At 68.9% G+C, this 24,773-nt stretch carries 29 protein-coding genes and 5 pseudogenes; 19 read left to right on the top strand and 15 right to left on the bottom strand.

Annotated features, from left to right (window positions below; translation table 11 throughout):
* Nucleotides 1-498 precede the first annotated feature (498 nt).
* The 3 genes from ACIPK4_RS36235 to ACIPK4_RS36225 all read left to right on the top strand — a co-directional run bounded on the left by ACIPK4_RS36235 (nt 499) and on the right by ACIPK4_RS36225 (nt 3,276).
* Nucleotides 499-1,530: an RNA ligase family protein gene (locus tag ACIPK4_RS36235; RefSeq protein WP_402321127.1), complete on the top strand. Its 1,032-nt coding sequence runs from the start codon at nt 499-501 to the stop codon at nt 1,528-1,530.
* 509 nt (nt 1,531-2,039) lie between these two features.
* Complete coding sequence (uppS, locus tag ACIPK4_RS36230) at nt 2,040-2,864, top strand: polyprenyl diphosphate synthase (RefSeq protein ID WP_402321124.1); 825 nt, start codon at nt 2,040-2,042, stop codon at nt 2,862-2,864.
* Nucleotides 2,865-3,048: 184 nt separating this feature from the next.
* A complete protein-coding gene (locus tag ACIPK4_RS36225) occupies nt 3,049-3,276 on the top strand; it encodes a DUF6193 family natural product biosynthesis protein (protein WP_402321121.1) in 228 nt (75 codons plus the stop codon).
* Between the two features lie 262 nt (nt 3,277-3,538).
* On the opposite strand, the pseudogene ACIPK4_RS36220 reads toward ACIPK4_RS36225, so the two are convergent.
* Nucleotides 3,539-3,933: pseudogene (locus ACIPK4_RS36220) on the bottom strand (ATP-binding protein).
* Between the two features lie 931 nt (nt 3,934-4,864).
* Here ACIPK4_RS36220 and ACIPK4_RS36215 point away from each other — a divergent pair.
* Both ACIPK4_RS36215 and ACIPK4_RS36210 read left to right on the top strand, forming a co-directional pair.
* Nucleotides 4,865-5,203: a helix-turn-helix domain-containing protein gene (locus ACIPK4_RS36215; RefSeq protein ID WP_402321119.1), complete on the top strand. Its 339-nt coding sequence runs from the start codon at nt 4,865-4,867 to the stop codon at nt 5,201-5,203.
* A 247-nt stretch (nt 5,204-5,450) separates the two neighbouring features.
* Nucleotides 5,451-5,654, top strand: coding sequence for a cold-shock protein (locus ACIPK4_RS36210; protein ID WP_030242128.1), 204 nt, complete (start codon nt 5,451-5,453; stop codon nt 5,652-5,654).
* Between the two features lie 240 nt (nt 5,655-5,894).
* On the opposite strand, the gene ACIPK4_RS36205 is transcribed toward ACIPK4_RS36210, so the two are convergent.
* Nucleotides 5,895-6,284 (bottom strand): hypothetical protein, encoded by a 390-nt coding sequence (locus tag ACIPK4_RS36205; RefSeq protein WP_033177552.1) that lies wholly within the window; start codon nt 6,282-6,284, stop codon nt 5,895-5,897.
* Between the two features lie 191 nt (nt 6,285-6,475).
* Between ACIPK4_RS36205 and ACIPK4_RS36200 the strand changes: the two are divergent.
* Nucleotides 6,476-6,857 (top strand): annotated as a pseudogene (locus ACIPK4_RS36200) (IS982 family transposase); the annotation flags it as partial.
* A 20-nt stretch (nt 6,858-6,877) separates the two neighbouring features.
* On the opposite strand, the gene ACIPK4_RS36195 reads toward ACIPK4_RS36200, so the two are convergent.
* The 3 genes from ACIPK4_RS36195 to ACIPK4_RS36185 form a co-directional block, all read right to left on the bottom strand.
* Nucleotides 6,878-7,102 carry a hypothetical protein gene (locus ACIPK4_RS36195; protein ID WP_402321115.1) on the bottom strand — a complete coding sequence of 75 codons (225 nt, stop codon included), beginning with the start codon at nt 7,100-7,102 and terminating at the stop codon, nt 6,878-6,880.
* Between the two features lie 92 nt (nt 7,103-7,194).
* Nucleotides 7,195-7,383, bottom strand: coding sequence for a hypothetical protein (locus ACIPK4_RS36190; protein WP_402321112.1), 189 nt, complete (start codon nt 7,381-7,383; stop codon nt 7,195-7,197).
* Nucleotides 7,384-7,388: 5 nt separating this feature from the next.
* Nucleotides 7,389-7,964, bottom strand: coding sequence for a DUF5994 family protein (locus ACIPK4_RS36185; protein WP_402321109.1), 576 nt, complete (start codon nt 7,962-7,964; stop codon nt 7,389-7,391).
* Nucleotides 7,965-8,258: 294 nt separating this feature from the next.
* On the opposite strand from ACIPK4_RS36185, the gene ACIPK4_RS36180 reads away from it, so the two are divergent.
* Nucleotides 8,259-8,762 (top strand): DUF5994 family protein, encoded by a 504-nt coding sequence (locus ACIPK4_RS36180; RefSeq protein WP_402321106.1) that lies wholly within the window; start codon nt 8,259-8,261, stop codon nt 8,760-8,762.
* Nucleotides 8,763-8,772: 10 nt separating this feature from the next.
* Here the strand turns inward: ACIPK4_RS36180 and ACIPK4_RS36175 are convergent, their stop codons facing one another.
* From ACIPK4_RS36175 to ACIPK4_RS36160, 4 genes and pseudogenes are all read right to left on the bottom strand, one after another.
* Nucleotides 8,773-8,970 (bottom strand): alpha/beta fold hydrolase, encoded by a 198-nt coding sequence (locus ACIPK4_RS36175; RefSeq protein WP_402321103.1) that lies wholly within the window; start codon nt 8,968-8,970, stop codon nt 8,773-8,775.
* Nucleotides 8,967-9,476 carry an alpha/beta fold hydrolase gene (locus ACIPK4_RS36170; RefSeq protein ID WP_402321100.1) on the bottom strand — a complete coding sequence of 170 codons (510 nt, stop codon included), beginning with the start codon at nt 9,474-9,476 and terminating at the stop codon, nt 8,967-8,969. Before ACIPK4_RS36170 ends, ACIPK4_RS36175 begins: the two co-directional genes overlap by 4 nt.
* A complete protein-coding gene (locus ACIPK4_RS36165) occupies nt 9,473-9,766 on the bottom strand; it encodes a hypothetical protein (protein WP_402321097.1) in 294 nt (97 codons plus the stop codon). Before ACIPK4_RS36165 ends, ACIPK4_RS36170 begins: the two co-directional genes overlap by 4 nt.
* A gap of 55 nt (nt 9,767-9,821) precedes the next feature.
* Nucleotides 9,822-10,012 (bottom strand): annotated as a pseudogene (locus ACIPK4_RS36160) (PRC-barrel domain containing protein); the annotation flags it as partial.
* 509 nt (nt 10,013-10,521) lie between these two features.
* Between ACIPK4_RS36160 and ACIPK4_RS36155 the strand changes: the two are divergent.
* From ACIPK4_RS36155 to ACIPK4_RS36135, 5 genes are all read left to right on the top strand, one after another.
* Nucleotides 10,522-11,115, top strand: a complete 594-nt coding sequence (locus ACIPK4_RS36155) for a thiol-disulfide oxidoreductase DCC family protein (RefSeq protein WP_402321094.1) — start codon at nt 10,522-10,524, stop codon at nt 11,113-11,115.
* Between the two features lie 414 nt (nt 11,116-11,529).
* Nucleotides 11,530-12,338, top strand: a protein-coding gene (locus tag ACIPK4_RS36150) for an IS5 family transposase (RefSeq protein ID WP_402321091.1) whose coding sequence is annotated in 2 segments (ribosomal slippage) — nt 11,530-11,877 and nt 11,880-12,338 — 807 coding nt in all. Because the reading frame shifts where the segments join, the coding sequence is not laid out codon by codon here.
* 484 nt (nt 12,339-12,822) lie between these two features.
* On the top strand, nt 12,823-14,172 hold the full coding sequence (locus ACIPK4_RS36145; RefSeq protein ID WP_402321244.1) for an ice-binding family protein: 1,350 nt from the start codon (nt 12,823-12,825) through the stop codon (nt 14,170-14,172).
* Between the two features lie 316 nt (nt 14,173-14,488).
* Nucleotides 14,489-15,028 (top strand): DUF5819 family protein, encoded by a 540-nt coding sequence (locus ACIPK4_RS36140; RefSeq protein WP_402321088.1) that lies wholly within the window; start codon nt 14,489-14,491, stop codon nt 15,026-15,028.
* Between the two features lie 130 nt (nt 15,029-15,158).
* On the top strand, nt 15,159-16,166 hold the full coding sequence (locus tag ACIPK4_RS36135; RefSeq protein ID WP_402321241.1) for an HTTM domain-containing protein: 1,008 nt from the start codon (nt 15,159-15,161) through the stop codon (nt 16,164-16,166).
* Between the two features lie 43 nt (nt 16,167-16,209).
* Here ACIPK4_RS36135 and ACIPK4_RS36130 read toward each other — a convergent pair.
* Nucleotides 16,210-16,340 (bottom strand): annotated as a pseudogene (locus ACIPK4_RS36130) (MerR family transcriptional regulator); the annotation flags it as partial.
* Between the two features lie 601 nt (nt 16,341-16,941).
* On the opposite strand from ACIPK4_RS36130, the gene ACIPK4_RS36125 reads away from it, so the two are divergent.
* On the top strand, nt 16,942-17,304 hold the full coding sequence (locus tag ACIPK4_RS36125; protein ID WP_402321086.1) for a transposase family protein: 363 nt from the start codon (nt 16,942-16,944) through the stop codon (nt 17,302-17,304).
* A gap of 725 nt (nt 17,305-18,029) precedes the next feature.
* Here the strand turns inward: ACIPK4_RS36125 and ACIPK4_RS36120 are convergent.
* Nucleotides 18,030-18,725 carry a hemerythrin domain-containing protein gene (locus tag ACIPK4_RS36120; protein WP_402321084.1) on the bottom strand — a complete coding sequence of 232 codons (696 nt, stop codon included), beginning with the start codon at nt 18,723-18,725 and terminating at the stop codon, nt 18,030-18,032.
* Between the two features lie 268 nt (nt 18,726-18,993).
* Between ACIPK4_RS36120 and ACIPK4_RS36115 the strand changes: the two are divergent.
* Nucleotides 18,994-19,181: pseudogene (locus tag ACIPK4_RS36115) on the top strand (hypothetical protein); the annotation flags it as partial.
* On the opposite strand, the gene ACIPK4_RS36110 reads toward ACIPK4_RS36115, so the two are convergent.
* From ACIPK4_RS36110 to ACIPK4_RS36100, 3 genes are all read right to left on the bottom strand, one after another.
* Complete coding sequence (locus ACIPK4_RS36110) at nt 19,159-19,425, bottom strand: hypothetical protein (protein ID WP_402321081.1); 267 nt, start codon at nt 19,423-19,425, stop codon at nt 19,159-19,161. The pseudogene ACIPK4_RS36115 and the gene ACIPK4_RS36110 sit on opposite strands and share 23 nt — an antisense overlap.
* 128 nt (nt 19,426-19,553) lie before the next feature.
* Nucleotides 19,554-20,231, bottom strand: coding sequence for a hypothetical protein (locus tag ACIPK4_RS36105; RefSeq protein WP_402321078.1), 678 nt, complete (start codon nt 20,229-20,231; stop codon nt 19,554-19,556).
* Complete coding sequence (locus ACIPK4_RS36100) at nt 20,222-20,866, bottom strand: RNA polymerase sigma factor (RefSeq protein ID WP_402321075.1); 645 nt, start codon at nt 20,864-20,866, stop codon at nt 20,222-20,224. The genes ACIPK4_RS36105 and ACIPK4_RS36100 overlap by 10 nt, the downstream gene beginning before the upstream one ends.
* Nucleotides 20,867-21,032: 166 nt before the next feature.
* Between ACIPK4_RS36100 and ACIPK4_RS36095 the strand changes: the two genes are divergently transcribed.
* The 5 genes from ACIPK4_RS36095 (at nt 21,033) to amaP (ending at nt 23,507) form a co-directional block, all read left to right on the top strand.
* Nucleotides 21,033-21,512, top strand: coding sequence for an Asp23/Gls24 family envelope stress response protein (locus ACIPK4_RS36095; RefSeq protein WP_402321073.1), 480 nt, complete (start codon nt 21,033-21,035; stop codon nt 21,510-21,512).
* A 61-nt stretch (nt 21,513-21,573) separates the two neighbouring features.
* Entirely contained in the window at nt 21,574-21,753 is a 180-nt protein-coding gene (locus ACIPK4_RS36090) for a DUF2273 domain-containing protein (protein ID WP_402321071.1), read from the top strand.
* A gap of 101 nt (nt 21,754-21,854) precedes the next feature.
* Nucleotides 21,855-22,154, top strand: coding sequence for a hypothetical protein (locus ACIPK4_RS36085; protein WP_402321068.1), 300 nt, complete (start codon nt 21,855-21,857; stop codon nt 22,152-22,154).
* A 50-nt stretch (nt 22,155-22,204) separates the two neighbouring features.
* Complete coding sequence (locus tag ACIPK4_RS36080; protein WP_402321065.1) at nt 22,205-22,855, top strand: DUF6286 domain-containing protein; 651 nt, start codon at nt 22,205-22,207, stop codon at nt 22,853-22,855.
* A 49-nt stretch (nt 22,856-22,904) separates the two neighbouring features.
* Nucleotides 22,905-23,507 (top strand): alkaline shock response membrane anchor protein AmaP, encoded by a 603-nt coding sequence (gene amaP, locus ACIPK4_RS36075; protein ID WP_402321062.1) that lies wholly within the window; start codon nt 22,905-22,907, stop codon nt 23,505-23,507.
* Here the strand turns inward: amaP and ACIPK4_RS36070 are convergent.
* On the bottom strand, nt 23,452-24,396 hold the full coding sequence (locus tag ACIPK4_RS36070; RefSeq protein WP_402321059.1) for a transposase: 945 nt from the start codon (nt 24,394-24,396) through the stop codon (nt 23,452-23,454). The two genes, amaP and ACIPK4_RS36070, sit on opposite strands and share 56 nt — an antisense overlap.
* Between the last annotated feature and the right edge of the window lie 377 nt (nt 24,397-24,773).

Genomic DNA, 24,773 nt, shown 5'->3' with positions numbered 1-24,773 from the left:
GCCACAAAGCGCTCACCTGGCGCGCCGTCAGCCAGACGCCCTCGAACTCGCCAGCCATATCGTGCCCCTCTCCCCGCAGCCAGTGACACGGCATCACGAACTGTGCCATAGCCAGGCGCAGTTCGCCCCTCCCATCACTTCCCGGGGCTCCGACCGATCCGCTTCCCGGGGTCTGACTGCCGCCCGACCCCGAATCACGACGACGCGGCGTGAGCACCGTTAGTGCAGTCAACAAGCCATTTCGAGCAGGGGCCGGTCTGGCTCGGCGCCCAGGTCACGGCCTGCGGCCGGAGTGTGCGGGTGGGGGAGGTCATGGCGGGCTCCTGAGGTGCGGCGGACTCTCCTATTCCATCACGTGTTCGATTTCTTGACCCGGCTCTGCCCCGACTGTCGCGCGGCTCGGGTTCGTCGGGTTCCGCCGTCCGGCGTTCTCGCCGGGCCGCGTGGGTGGGCGCGGGTCAGGCTGGCGCTGGCGTCGAGGACGAAGGAGGCCTTGGGATGGTGTTGCGTCCGCCGGTGGAGCCCATGTTGGCGCAGGCCGCCGAGGTGATCCCGCCTGTGCGTCCGCTCGCTTCGGGGGTGGCGTATGAGCAGAAGTTCGACGGGTACCGGGTGCTGGTGTTCACGTCGGCCGGGCCGGGTGGCCGGGTGCTGCTCCAGACCCGCCGCGGGGCCTTGGTCCAAGGCGCGTTCCCCGATCTCGTCGCGGCTGCCGAAGCGCAGCTCCCCACCGGCCTCGTCCTGGACGGCGAGCTCCTCGTGTGGGACAGCGAGGCCGGCGCCCTGTCGTTCGAGGGGTTGCAGCGCCGGGCTGCCGCCCGCGCCCGCAGCGCTCCTGCGCTGGCCGCGAAGCTGCCGGCGTTCTTCGTGGTGTTCGACGTCCTGCAGATCGAGGGCCGGGAGCTTTTGCACTTGCCGTATGTGGAACGCCGCGCCCGCCTTCAGGCCCTATTCGCCGACCATGCCCTGACAGCCCCATGGACCCTGTGTCCCATGACCACGGACCCCGCCAAAGCCCGAGAATGGCTGGAGTCCTGGACGGACGTGTCCGGCGTCGAGGGCATCCTCTGCAAGCCCCAGACCAGCCACTACATGCCAGGTCACAGGGGAGCGTGGATCAAGGTCAGACGACGCGACACCACCGAAGCGATCATCGGCGCCATCACAGGCACCCTCACCCGCCCGCAACTCCTCGTCCTCGGCCGCCACGACCCAGACGGCCGGCTCCGCGCGGTCGGACGCACCGTACCGCTGCGCACGGAGGCGGCCCGCCTGGTCGCCGAGCACCTGACGGCCGCCGACCCCGGACACCCCTGGGAAGGCGTCACCTTCGCCGCGACCTGGGGGAGCCGCGACGTCCTGGACGTGCGCCTGGTCCGCCCCGACCTGGTGGCCGAGATCAGCGCCGACCGCTCGACCGACCGGGGCGGCGTATGGCGCCACCCGCTCCGCTTCCGGCGGCTGCGCCTGGACGTGGGCGTGCAGGACGTCCCGCCCTTCGGCCGCGGTCCTGCGGCGGCCGCCGACTGACCGGGGTAATCCGCACCCGATGCTGTGACTTGAGGCGCCGCGCTCTATTGGCGCAATCCATGGAAGGCACCCGCGCGGCGTCTTGAGGCGCAGCGGAACGAGGTGGCGCGGCTGGTGAGCGCGTTGGCGGTTGCCGCCGCGCTCGCGGTTCTTCCCGGGGACGGCCCGCTGGCGCGCGGGCGGAGCTCCACGCGGCGGCCGTCAGGGCGTCCGCGGCTGCCGCGGAGCGGCCGGAGGCGGATGTACGGACGGACCTTGTTGCCTTGCGTGGCGGGTGTCGCCGTGCGGCCCGCGCGCTCGATGTGCGAGTCCCTGAGTCTTCCGCCAGACGGCTCTTGCCGCGGGGACCCGGCCGGGGAGACGCGCCATAACCGGCGCGGATCAGACACCGGCCTCGCGAAGCAGACCCACCAGCTGCGCCTGCGAGACGAGTCGGCACGGGCCGGCCCGTGGTGGCGGGTCCCGATCAGGAGCCGGCCCCCAGGCGCTGCGGTCAGGCTGTCCGCATCATGATCATCATGGACGGCAACGGCCGCTGGGCCCAGCAACGCGGCCTGCCCCGTCACGCCGGCCACCAAGCCGGAGCCACCGCCGTACGCGAGACGGTCCACGGCGCACTGGAGATCGGCCTGCGCCACCTGACCCTGTACACCTTCTCCACCGAGAACTGGAAACGCGACCCCGAGGAAGTCGACGCAATCCTCGACGTCGTCCGCGCTGAACTGACCGACAACCCCTTCCGCGACCTCGACGTCCGCATCCGCTGGCACGGCCGCACCGGCAAACTCCCCACCGACATCAGCGACCTGCTGCGCCGACGCGAACGCACCACCCGCGGCCGCACCGGCCTGACCCTGACCATGTGCATCAACTACGGCGGCCGCGACGAGATCACCCGCACCGCCGCCCACCTCGCCCGCCAGGTCCGCGACGGACACCTTCACCCCGACCACATCAGCGAGAAAGACTTCGCCCGGCACCTGCCCCACCCCGACATGCCCGACGTCGACCTGCTCTGGCGCACCGGCAGCGAACAACGCACCTCCAACTTCCTGCCCTGGCACGCCGCCTACGCCGAGCGCCACTTCACCCACGACTGCTGGCCCGACATCGACCGCCGCCACCTCTGGCAAGCCATCACCGAATACAGCCACCGCCAACGCCACCACGGCGCCACACCGGGTGTGAGTAGTTGGCGTACAGGAAATCCCGGTAAGGACGATCATGGTCGGCTGGCACACCGTTCCGTGGCCTCGTCGGGGGTCCCCGGAAAAATGTCGAGTGGGTGTCGGCGCTGGCTACGGTCCGGTCGTGCCGGTGGAGTTTCTGACTGATGAGCAGACGGACCACTCAGGTCTGCACGATCGTCTTCGGCCAGACGCGGCCAGTCACGGCCTGGGGTATGAGCGCAGCGAGTAAGTCCCTCCTGGTCGGTGAGTTCATATCGGTGCATCCGGCCATGATCTGCCCGTAGGTGATCTTCGGCGACGGGGGCCGCGGGACCTGCACAATCACAGCATGACCAACACTGTCGAAGCAGCCTGGCACAAGATCCTCACCACAACCGGCGAACCCCGCCGACCAGCGGAATCGCCGCTTCTGGCTCCGTTTGCCGAACTGGTGCTGGCGGCGCATGCCGAGCCGCTGCTTCGTCAGCTGTACCCCTGGACCGGTATGTGGGAGCTGCACTTCAGCAGGTGCACGGAGATTCGCCACACCTGGGACATTCCTACATCGGCACACTGAAAGACGGACGGCGCTACGTCGAAGGACCGAGCCGGAACAGTCCGCGGATCGCCGAGACCGACAGTGCACAAGCAGCAGTGGCGATGGTCATCGATCGCCTGCGACCACACTGCGGCGCGGCCTTCATCGGCAATGCAGAGGAACTGGCCGCCCACGAGAAAGCGCGGGGCAACGGCTAGCAGCGGCCAGTCGACTTCGCGGAAGCAACTCCAGATGCAGCTTTGAAGACGAGCTCCGCCATGCGGGGGAAGCTGGGCGGGTCTTATCGGGGCAGGAGGGCGCGTACGGTTTTGCCGCCGGACGCACGGCGGGTGACCGACGTGGCACGGGCGAGGCGGTTGACCATGGGCCAGCCGAAACCCCCGGTGCCGCCGTTCAGATCGGGGGTGGGGTGCGCATCCGCGGCGCCTGCGGGCTGGTGTCGTGGACGGCCACCTCGATGCTGTCCGGGTGCGCGGTCAGGGCCAGGGCGAAGGTGCCGCCTGCGTGGCGCAGGGCGTTGGTGACGAGTTCCGAGACGACCAGGACCACCGTGTCGGCAGTCTCGGCTGGGAGCGGGCGTACGAGACGTTCGAGGAAGTCCCGGGTGCTGTCTCGGGCGCCGGCGACGGAGGCGGCCGAGCGGGCGGTTGCGAGGTTGACGCTCGTCGTGTCCATGAGGTTCACCCTGGTTTCTTGATCGTCAATGCCCGGTGGTGCCCGCGTGGTGCTTGTGCCCTGGCCTGTGGCGGATAACCCAGTGACGGCCGCTTCTCGCGCCTGTCCGTGTCGTTGTTCGAGGCCGATTACCTGATCGGCGAACACACAGAAATCTGTGTCGGCCGGAGTAGACATTGGGTGGCGGTGTGGTTATGGTTTCTCTCGTAACGAAGAAGGACCGCAGGGTCCGGCAGAGACGAACTGCCGGGCAGCAGTGCCGCAGTACACGCAGTTGCAGTTCGCAGGACGGTGCGGTGACGGAGTGTCGAAGCCAGGGTTGTTGCAAGACGGCGACGGGACTGGTGACCGGACCGGGCGGCCCGCAGTGATCAGGGGCCGCCATGAGCAGTACCGCAGTTAACGCAGTGGCAGTACCCGTAGTAAGTGCAGTTGGCAGCAGTTGGCAGTACCCAGCAGTGAGATAAGTGAGTGGTACCTCGGTGAAGGCGTCGGCTGCGGGCGCGCGCACCGGGAGGTTCGGCAGTGGGGTTCTAAGCCAGAGCAGATGCAGGATGGGCGACGGGGCTGGCTGCCGAAGTGGCGCTGTGAGAGGCCACCAGCAGTACGCAACACCAGCAGTTCGCAGTATCAGCAGTACGCAGTTCCCGTTTGGTAAGTGATTGATCCAGAGGGAAGAACGGAGGAGCCGAGCGCCATCAGGATCGCCCGGGCGAGCAGTACGAAGCCCGGGTACCGCAGGACATCGATAGTGAGGTGGTCTCCGGTCACGCATCCGCGATCCCCGCACCCCCGACAGCATCCAGGTCGGGTAGGCGGAAACAGAAGGCCGGCGCAGCATCAGGGCCGGCAGATGGTGTGAGTAGTTCCTTCGGGGCCCGGGTGCCAGTACGGCACCCGGGCCCCTCCACGCGTTCCACAGAGAGGTGCAATGACAGCAGACGACACGTACGGCCGTCTCGACGACGACGACTACCCCGCCTACACGATGGGCCGGGCCGCCGAGATGCTCGGCACCACCCAGGGCTTCCTCCGCGCCCTCGGCAAACACCGCCTCATCACCCCGCTCCGCTCCGCCGGCGGACACCGCCGCTACTCCCGCTACCAGCTGCGCATCGCCGCCCGCGCCCGGGAACTCGTCGACCAGGGCACCCCCATCGAGGCCGCCTGCCGGATCGTCATCCTCGAAGACCAGCTCGAGGAAGCGCAGCGCATCAACGCCGAGTACCGCGCCGCTGCCGGATCAGCGAATCCCCCGGCTGCGGCGTGAGCTGGGGCGCGTCCGCCGGCCGCGGCGGGCCTGCGCGCACCCGGTGCAAGCCATGACAGGTGCTCGTTTCCTGTGGTGACAGCGTGTGCGGACGTGTACCGTCTGCGTCAGCTGTCGTGGTTCGGAAGTTCCCTTTGCCCACGCCTTCGGCGTGGGCGTTTTGCTGTGCTGTGCCGCAGGAACCAGGGCGATCACCTCCGCCTCCCGCATGTCGTGGGAGGCGTCCATCGACTGGAAGGCATGAGACATGGCTACGGGAACTGTGAAGTGGTTCAACGCGGAGAAGGGCTTCGGCTTCATCGCCCAGGACGGCGGCGGCCCCGACGTCTTCGCCCACTACTCCGCGATCAACTCCTCGGGCTTCCGCGAGCTCCAGGAGGGCCAGGCCGTGACGTTCGACGTCACCCAGGGCCAAAAGGGCCCCCAGGCGGAGAACATCACCCCCGCCTGACCCCGGATACGGCAATGGCCGCACGGAGGACTCCGTGCGGCCATTGCCGGCAACCCGCAGAGTCATCGGCTGAGCTTGACATCGGGTGGCGCCGGGCCCGCACCACGCTGCTCGAGGCCGTCGCACGCCACCATCACGCTCACCTGCTCGCCGCCATCGTCGAGCTTGGCGGGTGGCTGGAGCTCTCAGCTACCTGTAACGGGCGCTTCAGGGGCGCGGTCACCCCAGAAGGCTGCGAGGTCAGCGCCGGCCGCCGCCGATGCGGCGGTCGTCGGCCAGTGCGGTCAGCGGGCCGAACTCGCGGGCAAGCTGGTTCCACGTCAGAACCTCGCCACAGCGGGCCGGGAACTCCTTCGGGTCGAACTCGGGCATGGTCCAGGTGCCAGTGCCCCGGTCCCGCAGCCACAGGTCCCCGTCACCGTCGACCACAGTCGGCGGGACCGGTACGGGCTCGGCCTGATCGGTGGGCTCCCAGGTGACCCGGCCCGGGTGGGAAACGCGGCGCAGCTCGGTGGTGGCCAGCCGCGCGGCCAAGTCACGGGTGGACTCTTCGGCGTCCTTGACCGACGCGAGTCGGAATGCGTCGTCAAGTACGGGCAGGGCTGGATTCTTGCTGCGCTTTGAACTCATACGCTGACTACCTCCGGTGGGGGGCGACACATCCGCTATGGCACCCCGTAGAGGAACACGGTATCCGAGGCGGGAGCCGGGCCGGCTACGACCACTGTCCAGGTGGAGGGGCTGGCACACCGGGCGGCGGGGCTAGACGAGTAAGTCCGAAGTCTTCGCGCGCATGAAGCGAGGGTCTCGTTGGTTCGTTTGTGACGACAAACCTGGAGACCCCTCGCGACAGCACTGTACGTGAGGATCGATGACTCTCCGGCAGGAACGCGGCGGACCGGCCGTCCTCCGAGGCTGACGGACGCCGAACTGTTGACGCTCGCGGTGATGCAGGCCGTGCTCGGCTTCGTCTCCGAGGCCCGCTGGCTGCGGTTCGCCCGCCGCCAGCTGTCCGCCGAGTTCCCTTACCTGCCCGGCCAGTCCGGCTACAACAAGCGTCTGCGGGCCGCGAACCCGCTGATCAGCCGGTTCATCCGAACCCTGGCCCGGGACACCGACCTGTGGCACGACGACGTGTGGATCGTGGACTCCACCCCCGTGGAATGCGCCCGCTCACGGCCCACCGTCAAACGGTCCGACCTGGTCCGGGCCCGTCGGGTCTCTTAGGTCTCGTCGGAGTGGGCGCCGGTGCCGGCGGGTGTTGCCGTGTCCACGGTGAGGTGGAGGCGGGTGTCGCCGTCGAGGCCGGGGTAGCTGCGCTGTTCGGTGCCCGCGAAGCAGTGGCGAAGTGCCTCCGCGACGGCTCGGGCGGCTTCGGGCGTGTGCGCGATGATTCTTACCTCGGCGTGCCCGAGCGAGGGCAGTGTCTGGGTCTCGATGTGCTTCATGTGGGCGTGTTCCCTTTCGGAGTGGGCGAAGCGGCGGGTTGGGGCGCCGTTGCGCCCCGACCGCTGCCCCCGGTCGGAGGAAGTTCTGTTCCTCATCGGTCGGCATCCGTGTGGTGGGCTCGACGACCGGTGTCGTCCGGCAGGCCGGGAGGCCTCGGTAGGGGGTCGCTGAAGCGGTAGGCCTCGATCCGTGTGTCGTGCTGGGTGTGGAGCAGGTGGATCCAGCGCATTCCGATGGCGATCGCGAGGGTGATCACCGCGATGAGGACGACGGTCTCCACGGAGCTCACCTCCAGCCGTTCGCGGGCGGGGGGAAGGTGCTTCGGCCCGTCGGGTTCCCAAAGGGGGACATGCGGGCTCCGCCTTCGCTCTCCCAGGTGACTTCCTGGCGGCGCGCGTCGCGGATGCCGCGCCCGATGACGGTTTCGTTGGCCATCAGGACGCCTGCGGTCAGGACGCTGCCGGGGATCGCCGCGGCGGCCATCAGACGGGCAGCGGCGGCGGGTTCGGTCTCGGGCGGGATGACGAGGAGGTCCCAGCGGCCGACGGCGTAAGCGAGCAGGATCAGCTTGTCGGCGTCCTGTTCGGCGAACCAGCCCACGTGCAGCACGCGACCGTCCACGGCGACCCTGCGCGGTACGACGGGCCAGCGGGTGGGGTTCACGGTGACGCGGGTGACGCGGCCCCAGGGTTCCTGCAGGGCGGCGACGAGCGGCGGAAGCTCGGCTTCGAGGTCGCGGGAGCGGGGCCACCAGGCCCCGTCCAGCTGCCCGGCGAGCGCGGTCTTCGGAGTGAGGGACAAGCGAGCCGGGACTTCTGCGGCGAGGTCGCGGGGCGCGGTCCGGTCGAGGGTGCTGGTCACGGTGTGGACCTGCCCCCGGACCGCCCGTCGGCAGTCCGGTTTTTAGGCGATCGCCGGAAATGACACCCGCGTGAAGGAGGGTGCGCGAAGTGCTTCCGGTGCTTTTATTGTACACGTGTTCGAGGGGTAGTGGCTGTTGTGACCAGGCACTTTCCGGCGGAGGGCTGTGGAGAGCGGGCGGTGTGGGCGGAGGGAGTACCGTGAAACCACGGCGGACTCGCGTACGTCGTCGGCCGGGCATCGGTGCCGACCTGCGATGACGCACTGGCGCACCCCGTAGACGGGCGGACCCACATGGCTGACTCCGACACACCCCACAGGCCCCCACTGCTCCTGCCGGAATCGATCCACCAGGCGATCCAGCCGGGTACGGCCTTGCTGCGGCTGGTGACCACGCAGTCCCGGGAAGGGCTCCTGGACGGGGCGTGGTGGCCGCGCACCCGCGACATCGGGACCGAGCTGCCGGCGCTGATCAGCGTGCTGACCGGGCATCTCGGGCCGATCACGCGGGTGGGCGTGGACGCGTCCGCCTGGAACGGCCTCCCGACCCGCCTGGTCATCGACGGTCAGGTCGTGCACCTCGACTCCGACCCGGTCGGTGACGACACCGTCCTCATCACCCGCGGCCACAACGACCACTTCGCCCTGCTGGTGGTTCCCCCGGACACCACCGCCGACGCCGCCCGCGAAGCGATGGCCCGCGCCGTCCACGCCGACAACATCACGCAGGCCGCCCAGATCCTCATCGCCACCACACCCGAACCCCCGGGCGGCGGCTCCGCCGACCCGGCGGCCTGATCCCGAAGCCTCAGCGGCCGGGGTACCGCTCGACGGCTGCGGCTACAGCCTCGGGGGATTCCTCCGGCGCGTAGTGCCCTGTGTCCGGGAGCACCTCCAGCTCGGCATTCGGGTACCACTGCATCCAGGTGGCCCGCATGGCCTCGGGCCCCAGCGCGGGGTCGTTCGCACCGGCGAGGAGGAGGAGCCGGGCCGGGTTGTCCTTCACCCGCTCGTGGAAGTCGACACCCGCCCAGGAGTCCAGCCAGGCGTCGTCGTGCAGCCCCCGGTGGTGTAGTCGATGATCGCCCTGCGGTTGCCCGGATTCTCCGCGGCGCCGGCGAACAGCTCCCGGGTCTCCCCTTCGAGCGGGAAGCCGGATGCGGGCACCGCTGAGATGCCGATGATCGAGCTGATGCGCGACGGGGCCTGCAGCAGCATCAGCTGGGCCGCCTTGCCGCCCATGGAGTGGCCGATGACCGTGAAGGACTCCCAGCCCAGATTGTCGGCTACGGCCAAGGCGTCCTCGGCGACCTCGTCCATCGTGAACGCGCCGTCGGAGTCGATCGCCTTGCCGTACCCGCGGCAGTCCAGGAACGCGTAACTGAATGCGTCCCCATCCAAATGCTCGCGCATCGGGTCGAAGCTCGACCGGTCGCCGAACCAGTGATGGAGCAGGAGGGCTCGTGTGGAGCCGGTGCCCAGTACGTCGTGCGGAAGGACCTGTCCTGTCACAACATCCCCTGCCTGTGAGGTGGTCGCGTACGGCCGGCGTCACCGGCGAGCAAGTCTTGCGACGTCCACCGGGCTGAGCAACGCGACACCCCGCTCCGCACGCGTTTCTCGTCGAGCCGGGAGAGGAGTTGCGGGCATGACCAGAGGGAGGGGCGGGCACGGTGGATCGCGCTATGCCACAGCAGATGCGGCGTCGGGCAGCGCAGCTGGTGATAGGACAGGCCGTCCACCACCGCGCCGATGAGGCCCAGGACGAAGGCCACAAGCAGCAGCAGCAAGAAGATCACCATTCGCCGAACACCTCCTCTGACGCCGGGCTCGGTGGGCTCAGCGGCGTGCCAGTCGGTAGTGGGGCCCAAGGATCGCCTTGTCGAGAGGTACGAAGGCCAGGCGGTGGCGGGTGGGCAGTCCGGCGCGGCGGTGGCCGGCTCGTCGGTGGCAGTGTCCACGTAGACCGCTTCCAGAGCGCGATCCGGTGCCCTTTCGCGTCGAGGACGTCAGTCGCGCCACTCGCGCACATCGGCTGAATGGATCATGCCTCGCCCCCTGCGGCGCGACGGCGGTGATACAACGACCCCGGCACATTCACACGCCGGGGTCGCCCTTCCGGACGCCACACGTGAGAGTGCGACGACCTATGTACCAGGATAGGCCCCTGGCCGCGCTCCGGCAGGAGGGACTTCGTCCCGCCGAGACAGGCCGGTCGGGTCGACACGGATTCAGAGCACCTCGATCGAGAGAGTCACGACGACGGCCGTCGTTCACGAAGTCGGACAGCTCGTGAAAACCGGCGGACCGTAGTTTTTTCACCCCAGCCCGCCACAAGCAGGCGACCAATCCGAGACGGGGCACCAGCTGAGCGGCCCACAGGACGGCCATGGCTCTGCCGCACTGGAAGATGGCGAGTCCTGCATGCGAAACGGCCTACGCGCGTAGCGACGATGCTGTACTTCAGAGCAAAGCTTGCCCAGCGACCTCGCCCAGAACAGGCAGCTAAGACCGCAACGACACCCTCCCGGGGCCTTGCCGCCGTTCCGTCGGGCCCATGCCTAAGGAGCAGAAACCGCCAATCGTCGGCTTCGACGGCCTGAAGGAACTCCCGTCGTTCGAGGCACTTGCGCCCTTCGTTAGACGATCCCTGAAGCGCCCGCAGATCCGGACCCGGTGGCCGCCTCCGGGGACGACCGCAAGACTAAGGAGATCCACCATGGCCGAACGGCCGACCCTGCTGTACGACGGCGACTGCGGGTTCTGCACCCAAGCCGTCAACATCGCCGTGCGCCTGCTGGATCCCGACGCCATCGTCACTCCATGGCAGTACGCCGATTTGGACACACTGGGCGTCACCGCAGAACGGGCCGACCGGGAGGCCCTGTGGATCGAGCCCGGTACGGCCGATGTGCACGGCGGCGCGGAGGCGGTGGCGCAGCTGCTCAAACAGGGCCCGTGCCGGCCCTGGCGGCTCGCAGGGCAAGCCATGACGCTGCCCCCGATCAGCTGGATCGCCCAGCTCGTGTACCGGGTGGTGGCCCTGAACCGGCACCGCCTACCGGGGGGTACGGTGGCCTGTTCCCTGCCTGCTCATCTGCGATCTGCCGGGCGTGAAGGTGAGACAGCGAACCCGCCGACGACACCGTGATCGTGGCCACCATCTGCGACGGGGACATCGTCGCCGGGCGATCCCAGAGCCCTGCCGACCACTGAGATGTCGTCGCAGCGACTGCGCCTCGAGCGCTCGCGGCGCGGCGGGTGGAGCGCGAGCGGAGTCACCGGCGAGGGGGCCGCATAGGCGATCCGGACCCGCGGGCTCCAACACCTCCACCGCCCTGGCGGGTTCGCGCCCCGCCAGCCCGCGGCGTTGAGCCCCGCATGACCATGGGGTCCTTCAAGCTCATGGCAGAGGGACCCGCTGTGGACCCTGGTCTGGAGTGGGACCGCGACGCTGTGGTCGCCGCGTTCACGCTCCCGTACAGCAACGTCCCGATCGAGGGCGTAAGCCCAAGATTCGGGTTAGACGCCGTTTCTTATGGCGTGATCGTTCGTTGAATCGTGCATGACGGATTTGGTTGAGCGGCTGGTGCCGGATGAGTTGTGGGTGTTGTTCCGGCGAGTGGTGCCTCCGACGGAGGTGATACGCCCCCAGGGCGGGGGCCGGCGCAGGGCGGGGGATCGCGAGACACTGGCAGCGATCATCTTCGTGGCGACGTCGGGCTGCACGTGGCGGCAGCTTCCGCCGGTGTTCGGCCCGAGCTGGCAGACGGTCTACCGACGCTTCGCCCAGTGGAGCCGGGCCCGTGTCTGGGCCCGGCTCCACCGCGTCATCCTCGACGAACTCGGGGCCCGCGGTGAGCTCGACTGGTCGCGGTGCTCGATCGATTCCGTCAGCATGCGGGTCGCAAAGGGGGGCCACTAACGGGACCGAATCCGACCGACCGTGGCAAGCCGGGATCGAAAATCCACCTGATCACCGACCGGAACGGACTGCCTCTCTCGCTGGGCATCTCGGGCGCGAACATGCACGACAGCCTCGGTCTGCAACCGCTCGTGCGGGGCATCCCGCCGATCCGGTCCCGGCGTGGCCCCCGCAGGCGACGGCCGGCGAAACTGCACGGCGACAAGGGCTACGACTACGACCACCTGCGCCGATGGCTGCGCAATCGCGGCATCCGCCACCGCATTGCACGCAAGGGCATCGAGTCCTCAACGCGTCTCGGCCGCCACCGATGGGTCGTCGAACGGACTGTGTCCTGGCTCGCCGGCTGCCGCCGACTGCACCGACGATACGAACGCAAGGCTGAACACTTCCTCGCCTTCGTCGGCATAGCCGCGGCCCTCATCTGCCACCGCCGCCTCACCAAATGAAACGACGTCTTAGGGTCCGCTTCCCGGTCAGGCCGTGCGGCCGGCGGGGTCGGTGCGCGCGGCATGGCCGTGCGGGGGTGCACCACCAGCGCAGGAAGAGCCGTGGGCGAATGCTCAAAGGTGACGAGACGGTGCGGGTTTCCTTGTTGCCGCCACGCCCACGCGCTCCGGATTTCGTTGAATCACTGGAATGGCGGCGCTTCGCCATGTGCGCCGGGGTGGGATTGTCGGACCGCTTTGAAGTCGATGGCCCACATAGGGGTAATGGCGCCCCTTACGCCGCGGCGTAACATCGGACAACCATCCATATGAACTCAGATATTACGGACGCATATTGCGTCGCTCCGTCCTCAATCGCATGCCTCGGTCTGCTGCTTGACATCGCCGCACCTAATGCCAACGTAATATGCCATCTCAAGTACGGCTTCCCGGGCAATCGGTTAGGGCCCGGTACGCCACGGCCCCCACAGAAAATGGCCTCTCGATGAAGCTGAGATTTCCTCAAGCGGCTCGACTCCGTCCTCTGTCCGGCTGGCTGACCTCGGCCCTTGCCGTAACGGTTGCCGCTGCGATGGTCGCCACAACGTCGACGCAGGCGTCGGCCATCGCAACACCCGTCCCCCTGGGCACGGCCGCCAGTTACTCCGTTCTGGCAGGTCAGGGAGTCACCAACACCGGCCCCTCGGTCATCAGCCACGACCTCGGGACGCACCCGAACCCGGCCATCACCGGATTCCCGCCCGGCCTGGTGCTCGGTGCCGTGCACGCTGCGGACGCTGCGGCCCTCCAGGCCAAAAGCGATCTGACCGTGGCGTACAACAACGCGGCCGGCCAGGCTCAGGACTTCGCGCTTGCGGCGGGGATCGGCGCGGGCCAAACGCTGCTTCCGGGCGTCTACAAGGCTACGTCCGGTGTCGGACTCACCGGCGACCTGATCCTGAACGCCGGGGGAGACCCCAACGCGGTGTGGGTGTTCCAGATTCCGGAAGCCCTGACGACGGCATCCTCCAGCCGGGTCCTGCTCACGAACGGCGCTTCGCCGTGCAACGTGTTCTGGCAGATCGGGAGTTCGGCGACCCTTGGCACCGACTCCACCTTCGTGGGCACCATCATGGCTCTGACCTCGATCTTCGTGACCACGAGGGCGAACATCGAGGGCCGGGCGCTGGCCCGTAACGGCGAGGTGACGCTCGACAACAACCGGATTTTCCTCGGGACGTGCGCGACCGGCGGAACGGGTGGAACGACGACCGGCACCACGGCTGGCACGACGGCTGGCACGACGGCCGGCACGACGGCTGGCACCACGGCCGGCACGACGGCCGGCACAACGACTTTGGGCACCACGGCCGGCACAACGACTTCGGGCGCGACTTCGGGCGTCCTTGGTGGCGTGCTCGGTGGCGTGACGACAGGAGGCGGCCTCCTGGGCGGCCCGATCGCCAGCCTCGTGACGGGCGGCACCTCGGGGAACGTCTCCGGCAACACTTCGGGGAACGTCGCGGGCAACACGACGGGAGCGAGCACCGCGGGGAACACCACGGGCGGTAACACCACCGGTGGAAGCATCACCGGAGGGAACGTCACCGGCGGGAACGTCACGGGCGGGAACGGCGGCAAGCCCGGCCACGAGCACGGCGGCAAGCCCGGCAGGCCTGGCCACGTGCACGGCGAGAAGCCCGGCAAGCCTGGCGAGGAGCACGGCGAGAAGCCCGGCAAGCCGGGCCAGGAGCACGGCGAGAAGCCCGGCAAGCCGGGCGCCGGCGAGTACTACGGCCACGGCTACGACCACGACTACGGATACGGCAGCAAGCCCATGAGCGCCGAGGGCTAGGCAGCGGACAGCACGAGGTCTGCTGATCGCACAGCGGCGCGCGGCGGAGCCTCTTCGACTCCGTCGTGCGCCGCCGCCGGTTCCAGCAGGAAATTTCAGACGCGCGCAGTGGATATGAGAAAGGCGGGGTGGGTCGGTGTCGAGCGGAATCGAATCAGCGACCGTGAAGGAACTCCGGGTATCCGATTCCGAGCCGGATCCCCGGGCACGTGACGATGAAGCGGCCACGCCGTGCCGGCAACCCCGGCGGTCCCCTTTACTGACAGCGGCACTGCGGACCGTCGTGGCCCTGTGCCTGGCGACGACTCTGACCCATGTGGTTCTGGTGTTCCTCCACGTGGCTCCCCCCAATGCCGTCTCGAATCGGTACGGCCCCCAGGTCAACGCATGGGTGTACCCCCTCTTCGAGCAGAATTGGCGGCTTTTCGCCCCGGATCCCGACTCCGTAAACCGGCACATTCTCGCGAGAACCGCGCGTACTGCCCCGGACGGTTCGGCTCAGGTGAGCAGCTGGGTCGATCTGACAGCCGTGGACAATTCCGCAGTCAAACACAACGTGTTCCCGAGCCATACGACACAGAATCTCTTGCGCCGCGCCTGGACCTCCTACGTCGACACGCACGGCGCAGACGACACGGCAGACTCGGATCGCGCCGTGATGATGCAGAAGTACCTGCGCAACATCGCCGAGGACCGGGTCGCCGCCCACGAGCACGGCGGTACCTTCGGCTTCATCCAGCTTCGTGTCCTCACGTTGCCCGTCGCCGCGCAGGGCGCAGCGGCCGGCAAACACCCGCCGACACCCGTCGAAGAGCGGCTTCTGCCCTGGTGGAAGGTGACCCCCCGTGGGAATTGAGCACATCACCAAGCCCCCGTCCACGGCAGCTGCACCGGGGGGCACCGCACACCGGGGGACCGCAGGTGCAGCCCAGCGGTTCGCCGCACTCCTGACCGGCCGGCCGGTGTCCCTGTACGCCGTGTCGGTCATGCGGGCCGGCTACGGAATGCTCTACCTGGTCTTCCTTCTGCGCGAGTTCCCGCATCGTCACGAGATCTGGGGTCCCGGCTCCCCGTGGACGCCCGCGCTTGCGGAGCAGCTCTTCGCACAGACGGGCTGGAACAGCGTCCTGACCCTCTCCGACAGTCCGGCCTACTTCGAACTCTGCTACGTGACGGCCCTCGTCACGTCCGCGCTGTTCATGCTGGGGTGGCGGACGCGCGCCATCTCGGTCCTGTTCGCCGTCATGGTGACCTCGTTCCATGCAAGAGCGATCTTCATGACGGACGGCGGCGACAATCTGATCCTGCTGATGGCCGTCTATCTCGTCCTCACCGCGTGCGGTCGCCGTTGGTCCCTGGACGCACGCAGGAACCGTCTCAAGACGGCTCGGGCAGGCAGCGATCCCGAACGGGCGAGAAGGTTCCCGTCGCCCCGACTCCGTCAAGCGCGGAGCACCTTGACGACAGTCGTGCACAACTGCGGCATCTTCGTCATGGCGGCAGAGGTCTGCTTCCTCTACGGGTCAGCCGGCCTGTACAAGGTCCAGGGCGCTTCCTGGGGCGGCGGCACCGCCCTCCACTTCGTCCTCAACCTCGAACTCTTCCAGCCCTGGCCCGCGCTCTCCCACTTTGCGGACAACTATGCGGTCCTGATCGCGATCGCCAGCTACGGGACGGTGCTCCTGCAAGTCGCCTTCCCGTTCGTACTCTTCGGCAGACTCAAGTATCCGGTTCTGACCATGTTGCTGGGGATGCATGTCGGCATCGCGGTGGTCATGGGGCTGCCTCTCTTCTCCGGAGCGATGATCGTGGCGGACGCCGTGTTCCTCCCCGACCGCTTCTACACCTCCTTGGCTCACCTGTGTCGCCGCGCGACACGGCGAACCGGCTCGTCGCAGCCAGTGCCCGGGCGGCCGGGATCCGGATCGGTACCGCAGCAGGGCAGGACCGGCGTGCCCGGCTCGAGGCAGCGAGCTGCCTCCCCTCGCGCATAGCGATGACCGAACGCATACCGGGCGGCCCGGGCCGCTGTGCGTCCCCCCGCCTGGCTGCGCCTGTCGGGGGTGATGAGGCGGGCTTCGCCAATGGCGCGGAGGAAGCCCTGGACAGTGCCGAGCACCTCGGCGGGCCCGGCCCATGGTGTAGGCGTGGTGGTCGTCGTCATCGATACGGCCGAACGGGTCGTCTGCTGCCGTTTGACAGCTACCAGGTGTGGATTGGCGCCCGCGCCCGTCAACCCGTCGACCAGGGCACCCCGATCGAGGGCCGCGCTGTTGGCTCCGTGGCGCCTCAGCGGAGAGTGCGGTGATGCTGGCCGGAGCGCCGGATACGCAGGACTAGGTACACCAGGCCCCCCTGATCTGCGATGTCCGTCCAAGCGGATCAAGCCCAAGGGGCTCCACGGTGCGGGGCAGGGACACCGATATGCCCCCGACAGGCCCCCCGTCCACGCAACCCGCGCCAGTAGCAGGGAGGCCATGACGAAGTCATGGCTTGTGGGAGCGCCGTCGCTCTCGGGGGTGCCGGGCGCTCCTCACGTCCGGCCCGGACGGCGGGCTGCTCGCTCTCGCGCCGCACGGCATCGGCCGCGGGCTTCAGCCCGGTGCGCGCCGTCCTCGGTGAGACCGGCTGCCCGGGGCCATCGGCCCTCCGGGTCGGTCACGTCGGCGTCCGGCCCGATCCGATTAAGCGGCGACCTCCACGCCGAGGCGCGCCGATGCCTCCCGCGCAGCCTGGATCCAGTTGTCGCCCGCAGCACCCGTCAGCAGGGTGGTGACCGACACTGTCGTCCGCGTGGAGGCCCATACCACGGTCAGTAGGGCGGCCTGTCCGGGCTGCGGGTGTTGGTCAGGGCGAATACACGGCTCCTACCTGCGGTTTCCCCGTGACCTGCCAACTGCTGGCAAGCTGGTCGTGGTGTCGCTGCGAGTGCGCCGGTTCCTCTGCGCCGAGGAGTCTTGCCCGCGCAAGACTTTTGTCGAACAGGTGCCGGGGCTCACCCGTAGGTTCGGCCGGAGGACTGGAGCGGCTGCGATCGACGCCGGTCGCTGCCGGGCTCGCAGTCGCGGGACTCGCCGGCGCTCGGATGTCGGACGCCTTCGAAGGTTCGAGTCAGTCGGAACACCCTGTTGAGGCTGATCACCTCGCTGGCGGATCCGCCTGCCTTCACGCCCCGCGTGGCCGGAGTCGACGAATACGCCCAACGCAATGCCCAGATCTACGGAACTGTGCTCGTCGACGTCGGGACCCGACGCCCCGTGGACCTCTTGCCGAATCGTGAGGCAGACACCCCTCGCGGCCTGGCCGTCCGCCCGGGATCGAGATCATCTGCCGGGACCGCGCCCGCTTCTACGCCGAAGGAGCGACCCGCGTGCCCCGAAAGCTCCCCAGGTCGCTGACAGGTGGGACCTATGGCACAACCTGGGCGAAGCCGCCGAGAAGTGCGTCTTCCGTCCCGCGCCTGCCTGCGACCGCCACCGGCACCGCTCGAAGAGCTTCAGCAGGCTTCGGAACCGCCCGCGTTGTCGCTGTGGCCGACCGGGCACCGGTTCGCTGAGAGGACCCGCGCCAAGCACGCCCCCGTCCACGCGCTCCTGGCCGCCGGCCACAGCAAGCGGACCTGGACGTCAATACCGAGAAAGAATCGGCCGGGATCGAGCTCACCAAGCGGGAAGAGTTCTCTCCCCAACGTCACTCCACTCGGAGAACCGGTCGTCTTCGCCCCACGCCAGTTCCGGATCCAGTTCGAATGGCTCGCGAGCACGGTTGATTCCCGGGCCACCGATGTTCACGGTCAGCCTCCGAACTCGTGCAGGAACGTGCCGAGTGAGTACAGCGTGTGACTGCATCACAAGAAGCTACGTCCGGGGGAGTGCGGCACCGCTTCGGCGAACTCGGGCGATGGTGCGCTTGTAGAGGCGAGCGCCGAGGGTGCGCCACAGGAGGCGGGCGGGGGCGGGCATCTGCGAGAGGAACAGCTGGCGTTCCCGTGCGGTCGCATCTTCGAGGATCGCGCCCAGGAAGATCAGGAGCTTGGTCTTGGGGACACTGCGGCGTCCGCGTTCACCGACCTCGGTCCACTCACGGGGCGTGATGTGGTCGGTCATCAAGGGCAGGAGGTGTTCTTCTTCGTCGTCCATGTGGGCTGCGGCGTGCCGGTCGAGTGTGCGCAGGGCTTCGGCAAGGAGCAGCGCTGTGTCGCGGTCGGCCTGGGTGCGCCAGCGGTGCGACAGTTCGGTGGCCACGGCGAGCGCGCTGGCGATGGCCTCGTGCTGGCCGGTCATCCGTGAGACGACGCTGTCGCCGGGGGCGGCGCGCTCGCGCAACTTGGGCCACAGCAAATCGTCCTCGCCCTCGTGGTGCTCGCCCAGGGCGCCGAGGACCAGGTCGAGGTGGTCGGCGAGTACGGCGGTGCGTCGCCGGTCGCCCGGGGCGGCGGCTTCGACAAGGCCGGCCAGGAGTGGTATCTCGCGGCGGAAGACGCGGTGCAGGACGACCATCTCCTGCGGGTCCAGACGCTCGTTGGCGGTGACCGGACCGGCGGTGGTGCGCATCGGGGTCCACTTCTGTGAGGGAACGGTGATCATTCCGGGGAACCCGCAGCGTAGCGGCCCCGGCTTTGCCGTCGGCCATCAGGTCGAGCCACTCACCCGCCGCTGCAGCCTGGACAGAGCGACCCACGTCCTCGCTCGCTGAACTCCCCGCTTGCTCCAACAGGCGACGAGTGAGGAGTCGAGAGCCGGGTCAGGGAAATCGAGGCTCTGACCGCTATTGCGTGATGGTCGGAAGCACGGGCGAAGGTGGATATGCCAGAGTAGGAACGTCCTCCTCATGTACACCGACGTCTCGTCGAACGACGAGACTCCTCCGTAACCGACTCGCTGGCTCAGCTCCTCACCGTTGCCGCACTCCCCTTGGACTCCCTCGAACGCCGCCTCGACGATCTGCTGACCTACAGCACCTCTGACACCGACGACGACGCCTGCCTCATCGGAGTCCAGGTGCGTTGAACCACGCCGCTCCCGTGACGGTGCGCGTTACGGTCACCAGGACGGTGAGGGGTCCGGCCGTGCCGTGCTGCGCCAGACACGCGGTGACAGCGGTGCGCACGTCTTCACGGACCTGGCGCGCGATCTCGACGATGCGGTGGTCGGCTTGCAGGATGCAGCGCACCTCCACCCGCCATCCGCCTCCGGGCATCTGCTCGCAGCGGATGCGGGCCGCCTCGCGGTGAACGTCGCTCCCTGCCGTCACGCTGTGATGCGTGAGTGACGCTGCGTGAGACAGCCGGTCGGCGAGCGTGGGCTGGAGGGCTGTGACGCCGGGAACAGCGAGAGCTGCTGTGGCTGCGGTCCGCTGGATGTCCTGGCGGTGGGAGGTACTCAACGCTTGCCCTGCCCGACCCGCTCGCCGGCGTCCTGCACCCGGAAGGGCTCCAGCACCGCGTTGACTTCCACGTCGACGGTGGCGACGGCGAGACCGAGCACGTGCTCGGCTGCGAACAGGGCCGCCCGGCGCACTGCTGCCGCCACTTCTCGCAGCGGCTGGTCGAGCGTGGCCGAAACCGTGATGGTGACGGCGTGGACGGCAGGGCTGGCAGGAGTGGGGACCAGGCGGCAGCTGGCAGCACGGGCGCCGGCCACGGTGTCGGCGGCCCGGCGCAGCACTTTGGCAGCGGCGTTTTCCGCGATGCGCAGGTCTCCGTGGGGGTCGTCCAGCAGCAGCATCGTGCCCAGCCGTACTTCGGCTCTGACCGCGTTGATGACCCGGTTGGCGAGACTGTCACTGTCGGGTTGCTCCTCGGCGCGCAGCGCGCGCGTGGCCCGGTCCAGGGCCGTGAGGCCTTCGATGGCTTCGCGGCAATGGGGACACCGGTTGTAGTGGGGGTCTGGCGCGCCTGCCCGGTCTCGGACCTGTTCCCACACGTGGCCCAGGGAGCGTCCGCAGGGCAGCGGCTCCGCAGCGGCGATCAGCTCGGCGTCGTGAGGCACCCCGCCGCTTGGGCCGTGCACGATGGCGGGCTTGTCGCCCGAGGCCGGGTGCGGGTCGTTCAGCGCCATGGGCGCATCGCCTCCATCAGAGCGCGTCGTGCGCGGGCGAGTCTGCCGCGCACGGTTTGTTCGCTTGATCCCAGGACATGGGCGATCTCGTCGTAGTGCAGGCCGTGAAGTTCCCGCATGACCCAGCACGCACGAAGGTCGGGGCGCAGGTCCATGAGCGCTTGTAGGAGGGCGGCGGTCGCTGCGTCTGTTTCGGCGGTTCGCGGCGGTGAGCTGCCGGCGTCTGCGGTAGGAGGTTCCGCGATGGCGTCCAGCGGTACCCCGTGGGTTTGGCGGCGCAGAACGTTGAGGCAGCGGTTGGTCACGATGCGGTACATCCATGTGCTGAAGGCGGCGCTGCGACGGAACTCAGGCAGCTGTCTCCAGGCACTGATGAAGGCATCCTGCACGGCGTCCTCGGCGTCCGCCCGGTTGCCGAGCAGGTGCCGTGCCAGAGCGAGCAGGCGGCCGTTGTGTCTGCGGACCAGGATCGCGAACGCCTCTTCATCGCCTTCGGACGCCCGTACCGCGAGCAGGCCGTCGTCCAGGTCGTCGGCAGCATCCTGGTCGGCTGCGGCGTGGGCGATCGACTGCGGTGCCGACCGCAGCGGGAGTTCCTGGCCGGGCGGGGGAGGGTGCGTTGTCCGGTTGCGCATTCGCCGCTCGCTTTCTGCCGGAGACCCTGCTCGCGGCCTGCGTACGCACTCCTCGATGATACGGCCGTGAAGCGTGGGAGCAGCAGCGTGAGGAATGCCAGGGCGGTGTGTCCAAGAGGAGAGGGCGCCGCTCCGGCGTCCGGTTGGACTTGCTGGGGAGGTCCTCATGTCGGACACCTTCAACCCCGCCGCGGGCGGGAGCGGGTCGCGCCCCGCTGGCAGGGCGCTTTCGGGTGAGACAGGCGCCGGGACGGCGCCCGAGACACGCGGTCGCACGACAATCGCCGACAGTGTGGTCGAGAAGATCGCGGGAATGGCCACCCGCGAGGTGGCAGGCATCCACAGTCTCGGCTCCGGCATGTCCCGCACTCTGGGGGCGGTGACGGACAAGGTGTCCGGCGCCCGGCCCAGCGTGTCCCGGGGTGTCAAGGTCGAGGTGGGCGAGCGGCAGGCCGCCGTCGATCTCGACGTGGTCGTGGAGTACGGCGTCGCCATTGTGGACCTCGCCGCTGACGTGCGCATCAGCGTCATCACTGCTGTGGAGCGCATGACCGGCCTGGAGGTCGTCGAAGTGAACATCACTGTCGACGACGTCCACCTTCCCGACGAGGAGGACGACGAGGAGGACGGAGGTCGCGTGCAGTGACCCCCGGGTCCTGCGGGCGACCGGTCCGAGAAGAAGAGCAATCTGAAATCAGGTGAGTGATATGAGCGCAGCAACCGTGGGTCTGCTTGCCGGCATGGCCCTGGGCTTCGCCGCCTTCTTCGGTGGCTTCTGGGCGTTCCTGCTCGTTGCATTCTTGGGCCTGGTGGGCCTGATCATCGGCCGCATGGTGCAGGGTGACCTCGAGCTGTCCGACTTCACCCGCTCCCGGGACCGGCAGTGACAGCGCAGCGCGCCGCTGCCAGGCCCGGGGCAGCCACCCGCCCCCAGGCGGCGGTCCTGCCGCCCGCTGAACGCGGGGCCACTGTGATTCCGGAAAAGGTGGTGGCACGCATCGCGGCCCGCGCGGCAAAGGAGGCGCTGGCCGAGCACACCGACTCCTTCGCCGCGCATGCGAAACTGGCCGCTCCCCGTGCTTCGGCGACCGTCGGCAGCGGCTCCGTACGGCTGGGGCTCACCGTGGACCTGCCCTACCCGACAGACCTCGCCCGCGCCTCCCGCCAGGTGCAGGATTACGTCAGCGAGCGGGTGGCGCAGCTGACCGGACTGCGCGTCTTTGAGGTCACTCTCGCCATCGAGCGCCTCGTTCCCGCCGACGGCCTGGAACACCGGCGCGTGCAGTGAACCGGAGCGCATTGCGCCCGAGCACATTGCGAACGGTAAGGAGAAGCGGCATGGAACGCGACCAAGACGCACCGGCGCGCACAGAGCGACCCACCGCGACCGGCGAGGTCGTCTCCCGCACCGCGGAGCTGCCGGCCGAGAAGCCTCCGCCCGGGCCGCGGCAGCCCACGCGGCGCCCATGGTCAGCGCGCCGGATACCCGCCGCGCTCACAGCGCTGATCATCGGGGCTGCGGCCGGCATCCTTCTGTTCGACGTCCTCAGGGTCCGCGCAGGCAGCACAGCCGCAGCTTGGCGCAGGCGCCTGGCGGACGAACTGGCCACCCGCCCGGTGGACGACACCCTCATTCAAATAACCGCCGGAGTCATCGCCGTCCTCGGTCTGTGGCTGATCATCCTGGCCCTGACCCCGGGTCTGCGCCGCCAGCTGCCCCTGCAGACTCCCGGCCCGCGGATGCACGCCGATCTGGACCGGACAGCCGCGGAACTCCAGCTGCGGGATGCCGCGATGCGCGTCGCGGGCGTCAGCGCCGCCAAGGTCAAGTGCTTCCAACACCGCGTCAAGGCACGCGCGGATGTCCGCTTCCGTGCCCCCGCCGATGTCAAAACGGATCTGCAGGCCGCTCTGCGGGAGCAACTCGACCGGCTCGACCTCGCCCGCGCCCCGCGGCTCGACGTCCGGGTGCGCCCCCGCGACAAGTAGCCAGCACCCCGGGCGAGTGCCGGGAGAAAAGGCAGGAAAGGGGACTTCGATGAAGAGGCAGTCCACGGTCAACCGAATCCTGCTGGCCGCAGTAGGCATCATCCTGCTCGGCACGGGCCTGCTGATCCTGGCGGGCGGATTCGACCTCTACCGGCGCTGGGGCATGACACCACCCGGCGGCTGGCCCCTGACCACCCCCGCCGACGTCCTCCTCAGCGACGCCGACCGCACCCACTGGAGCGGCGAGGGTTGGTGGTGGCCCGCGATCATTGCAGCCCTGGTCATCGTCGTCCTGCTCGCCCTGTGGTGGCTGCTTGCGCAACGTCGCCGCCCGCACCCCGGCCCCATGCCGGTGGGAGAAACGACAGCCGTGGACGGAGTGGCACTGAGCGAGGGCGCCCTCAGCGACGCCGTCGCAGCCGACGCCCGCCGGGTGCCCGGAGTCGGTCAGGCCCGCGTACGCATGACTGGCCAGTCCGGCCATCCCGAGGCCGACCTCAACATCACGCTCACCCCCGACACTGAGCCCGGCACCGTTCTGCAGGAGCTGCACGACGGACCTCTGGAACGTGCACGGCAGTCAACGGGCCGCGACCTCACAGCCCGTGCACACCTGCGGGCATCCCCGCACAAGGCGCGCCGCGCGGACTAGAAGCACCGCCCCTCTTCTGCGGGCATCCTGTCGGCCCCACGCCGCTCGCTTGTAGTTGTCGAGAACGGAAGGGCCGGTTCTGCCATTGGCTGGTGAACAGGTCCTCCGGCTTCGCGACGTTGGCGAACTGTCTGACGGCCCGCCAGGTCATCCCGAGTTGTCGCTGGATCGAGCGTTGGCTGTGCCCTGCCTTCAGCAGGGCCTGCACGGCTGCGTGCCGGGACCGGGGCCGGTCGGCGAACCGGTGTCCGCGTGGCCGTGGCGACCCGGTCTGGCCCGCGGTCGGGACTCTCACAGGCTGGGGCTCAGGTGACGCGGGTGTCAGAACCTGCAGGCAGCGGCGATGCTGGGCAACACTCCGCTCGGCGGCTTCGCTCAGGTTGTGCCAGAGGTGCGACCTGTCCGCGATCTGGACCGCCTGCGGCGCTCCGGCGGCGGCGCCCTCGGCAAAGAACGGTGCCCGGTCCCGGCAGACCACCTCAACGCCTGGCCGCTGGGCGAGCCACACCGCCAGACTGGATGCCTCCCGGTCTGGGAGAAGATCGATTGGACGGCGGGTTTCGACGTCCACGAGGACGGTGCCGTGGTGGCGGCCCTTGCGGGTGGCGTACTCGTCGACGCCGTCCACCCGCGGCGCCGGTACTTCCGGCTCGGGCAGCGCGTTGACCAGGCGCAAGACAGTGCTCCGGCTCACGGACACGCCAAGGACGCCGGCCAACCGGGCGCCGGCCTTGCCGGCCAGGGCGAGACCGAGCGCCGCGAGGGTCGAGCGCAGTCGTTCCGTGCGCTGACCGCGCCTGCGGGTCAGGCCGGATATCTGCTCCACGAAGGTCCGGCGCCGACACAAGGTCGTCCGGCACCGGAACCGCCGGTCGCGAAGCTGCAGCACGGCCCTTCGCCCTGCCGGGCACGTCGGCAGGAAACCGCAGGTAGGAACTGTGAACGTGGGTCGACCAGGCCCCGCATTCCGGGCAGGCGGCGCCAGTCGTGGTGCACTTCGCGTCAACACGCACTATCGCGATGTTCACGTCCACCGACAGCACCGCGACGTTCGCGATCGACAGGAACAACAGCTCCTTCAGACGGAGCACGACTGTACGAAGCCAGGTTGTCCATGGCGCCGGCCTAGAAGGCAGGCAAGGGACCCCGCCGAACCACCGGATAGCCCCTAAGACGTCGTTTCATTTGGTGAGGCGGCGGTGGCAGATGAGGGCTGCGGCTATGCCGACGAAGGCGAGGAAGTGTTCAGCCTTGCGCTCGTAGCGG

The organism is Streptomyces sp. NPDC086989 (assembly GCF_044745505.1).
Classification (GTDB): Bacteria; Actinomycetota; Actinomycetes; order Streptomycetales; family Streptomycetaceae; genus Streptomyces.
This window is presented reverse-complemented; position numbering and strand designations above follow the sequence as displayed.

Bases quoted from the DNA above. Each gene is read 5' to 3' on its own strand.
- ACIPK4_RS36235 (WP_402321127.1), top strand. From the start codon at position 499: ATGGTGTTGCGTCCGCCGGTGGAGCCCATGTTGGCGCAGGCCGCCGAG.
- uppS (WP_402321124.1), top strand. From the start codon at position 2,040: ATGATCATCATGGACGGCAACGGCCGCTGGGCCCAGCAACGCGGCCTG.
- ACIPK4_RS36225 (WP_402321121.1), top strand. From the start codon at position 3,049: ATGACCAACACTGTCGAAGCAGCCTGGCACAAGATCCTCACCACAACC.
- ACIPK4_RS36215 (WP_402321119.1), top strand. From the start codon at position 4,865: ATGACAGCAGACGACACGTACGGCCGTCTCGACGACGACGACTACCCC.
- ACIPK4_RS36210 (WP_030242128.1), top strand. From the start codon at position 5,451: ATGGCTACGGGAACTGTGAAGTGGTTCAACGCGGAGAAGGGCTTCGGC.
- ACIPK4_RS36205 (WP_033177552.1), bottom strand. From the start codon at position 6,284: ATGAGTTCAAAGCGCAGCAAGAATCCAGCCCTGCCCGTACTTGACGAC.
- ACIPK4_RS36195 (WP_402321115.1), bottom strand. From the start codon at position 7,102: ATGAAGCACATCGAGACCCAGACACTGCCCTCGCTCGGGCACGCCGAG.
- ACIPK4_RS36180 (WP_402321106.1), top strand. From the start codon at position 8,259: ATGGCTGACTCCGACACACCCCACAGGCCCCCACTGCTCCTGCCGGAA.
- ACIPK4_RS36165 (WP_402321097.1), bottom strand. From the start codon at position 9,766: ATGGTGATCTTCTTGCTGCTGCTGCTTGTGGCCTTCGTCCTGGGCCTC.
- ACIPK4_RS36155 (WP_402321094.1), top strand. From the start codon at position 10,522: ATGCCTAAGGAGCAGAAACCGCCAATCGTCGGCTTCGACGGCCTGAAG.
- ACIPK4_RS36145 (WP_402321244.1), top strand. From the start codon at position 12,823: ATGAAGCTGAGATTTCCTCAAGCGGCTCGACTCCGTCCTCTGTCCGGC.
- ACIPK4_RS36135 (WP_402321241.1), top strand. From the start codon at position 15,159: ATGCGGGCCGGCTACGGAATGCTCTACCTGGTCTTCCTTCTGCGCGAG.
- ACIPK4_RS36120 (WP_402321084.1), bottom strand. From the start codon at position 18,725: ATGCGCACCACCGCCGGTCCGGTCACCGCCAACGAGCGTCTGGACCCG.
- ACIPK4_RS36105 (WP_402321078.1), bottom strand. From the start codon at position 20,231: ATGGCGCTGAACGACCCGCACCCGGCCTCGGGCGACAAGCCCGCCATC.
- ACIPK4_RS36100 (WP_402321075.1), bottom strand. From the start codon at position 20,866: ATGCGCAACCGGACAACGCACCCTCCCCCGCCCGGCCAGGAACTCCCG.
- ACIPK4_RS36095 (WP_402321073.1), top strand. From the start codon at position 21,033: ATGTCGGACACCTTCAACCCCGCCGCGGGCGGGAGCGGGTCGCGCCCC.
- ACIPK4_RS36090 (WP_402321071.1), top strand. From the start codon at position 21,574: ATGAGCGCAGCAACCGTGGGTCTGCTTGCCGGCATGGCCCTGGGCTTC.
- ACIPK4_RS36080 (WP_402321065.1), top strand. From the start codon at position 22,205: ATGGAACGCGACCAAGACGCACCGGCGCGCACAGAGCGACCCACCGCG.
- amaP (WP_402321062.1), top strand. From the start codon at position 22,905: ATGAAGAGGCAGTCCACGGTCAACCGAATCCTGCTGGCCGCAGTAGGC.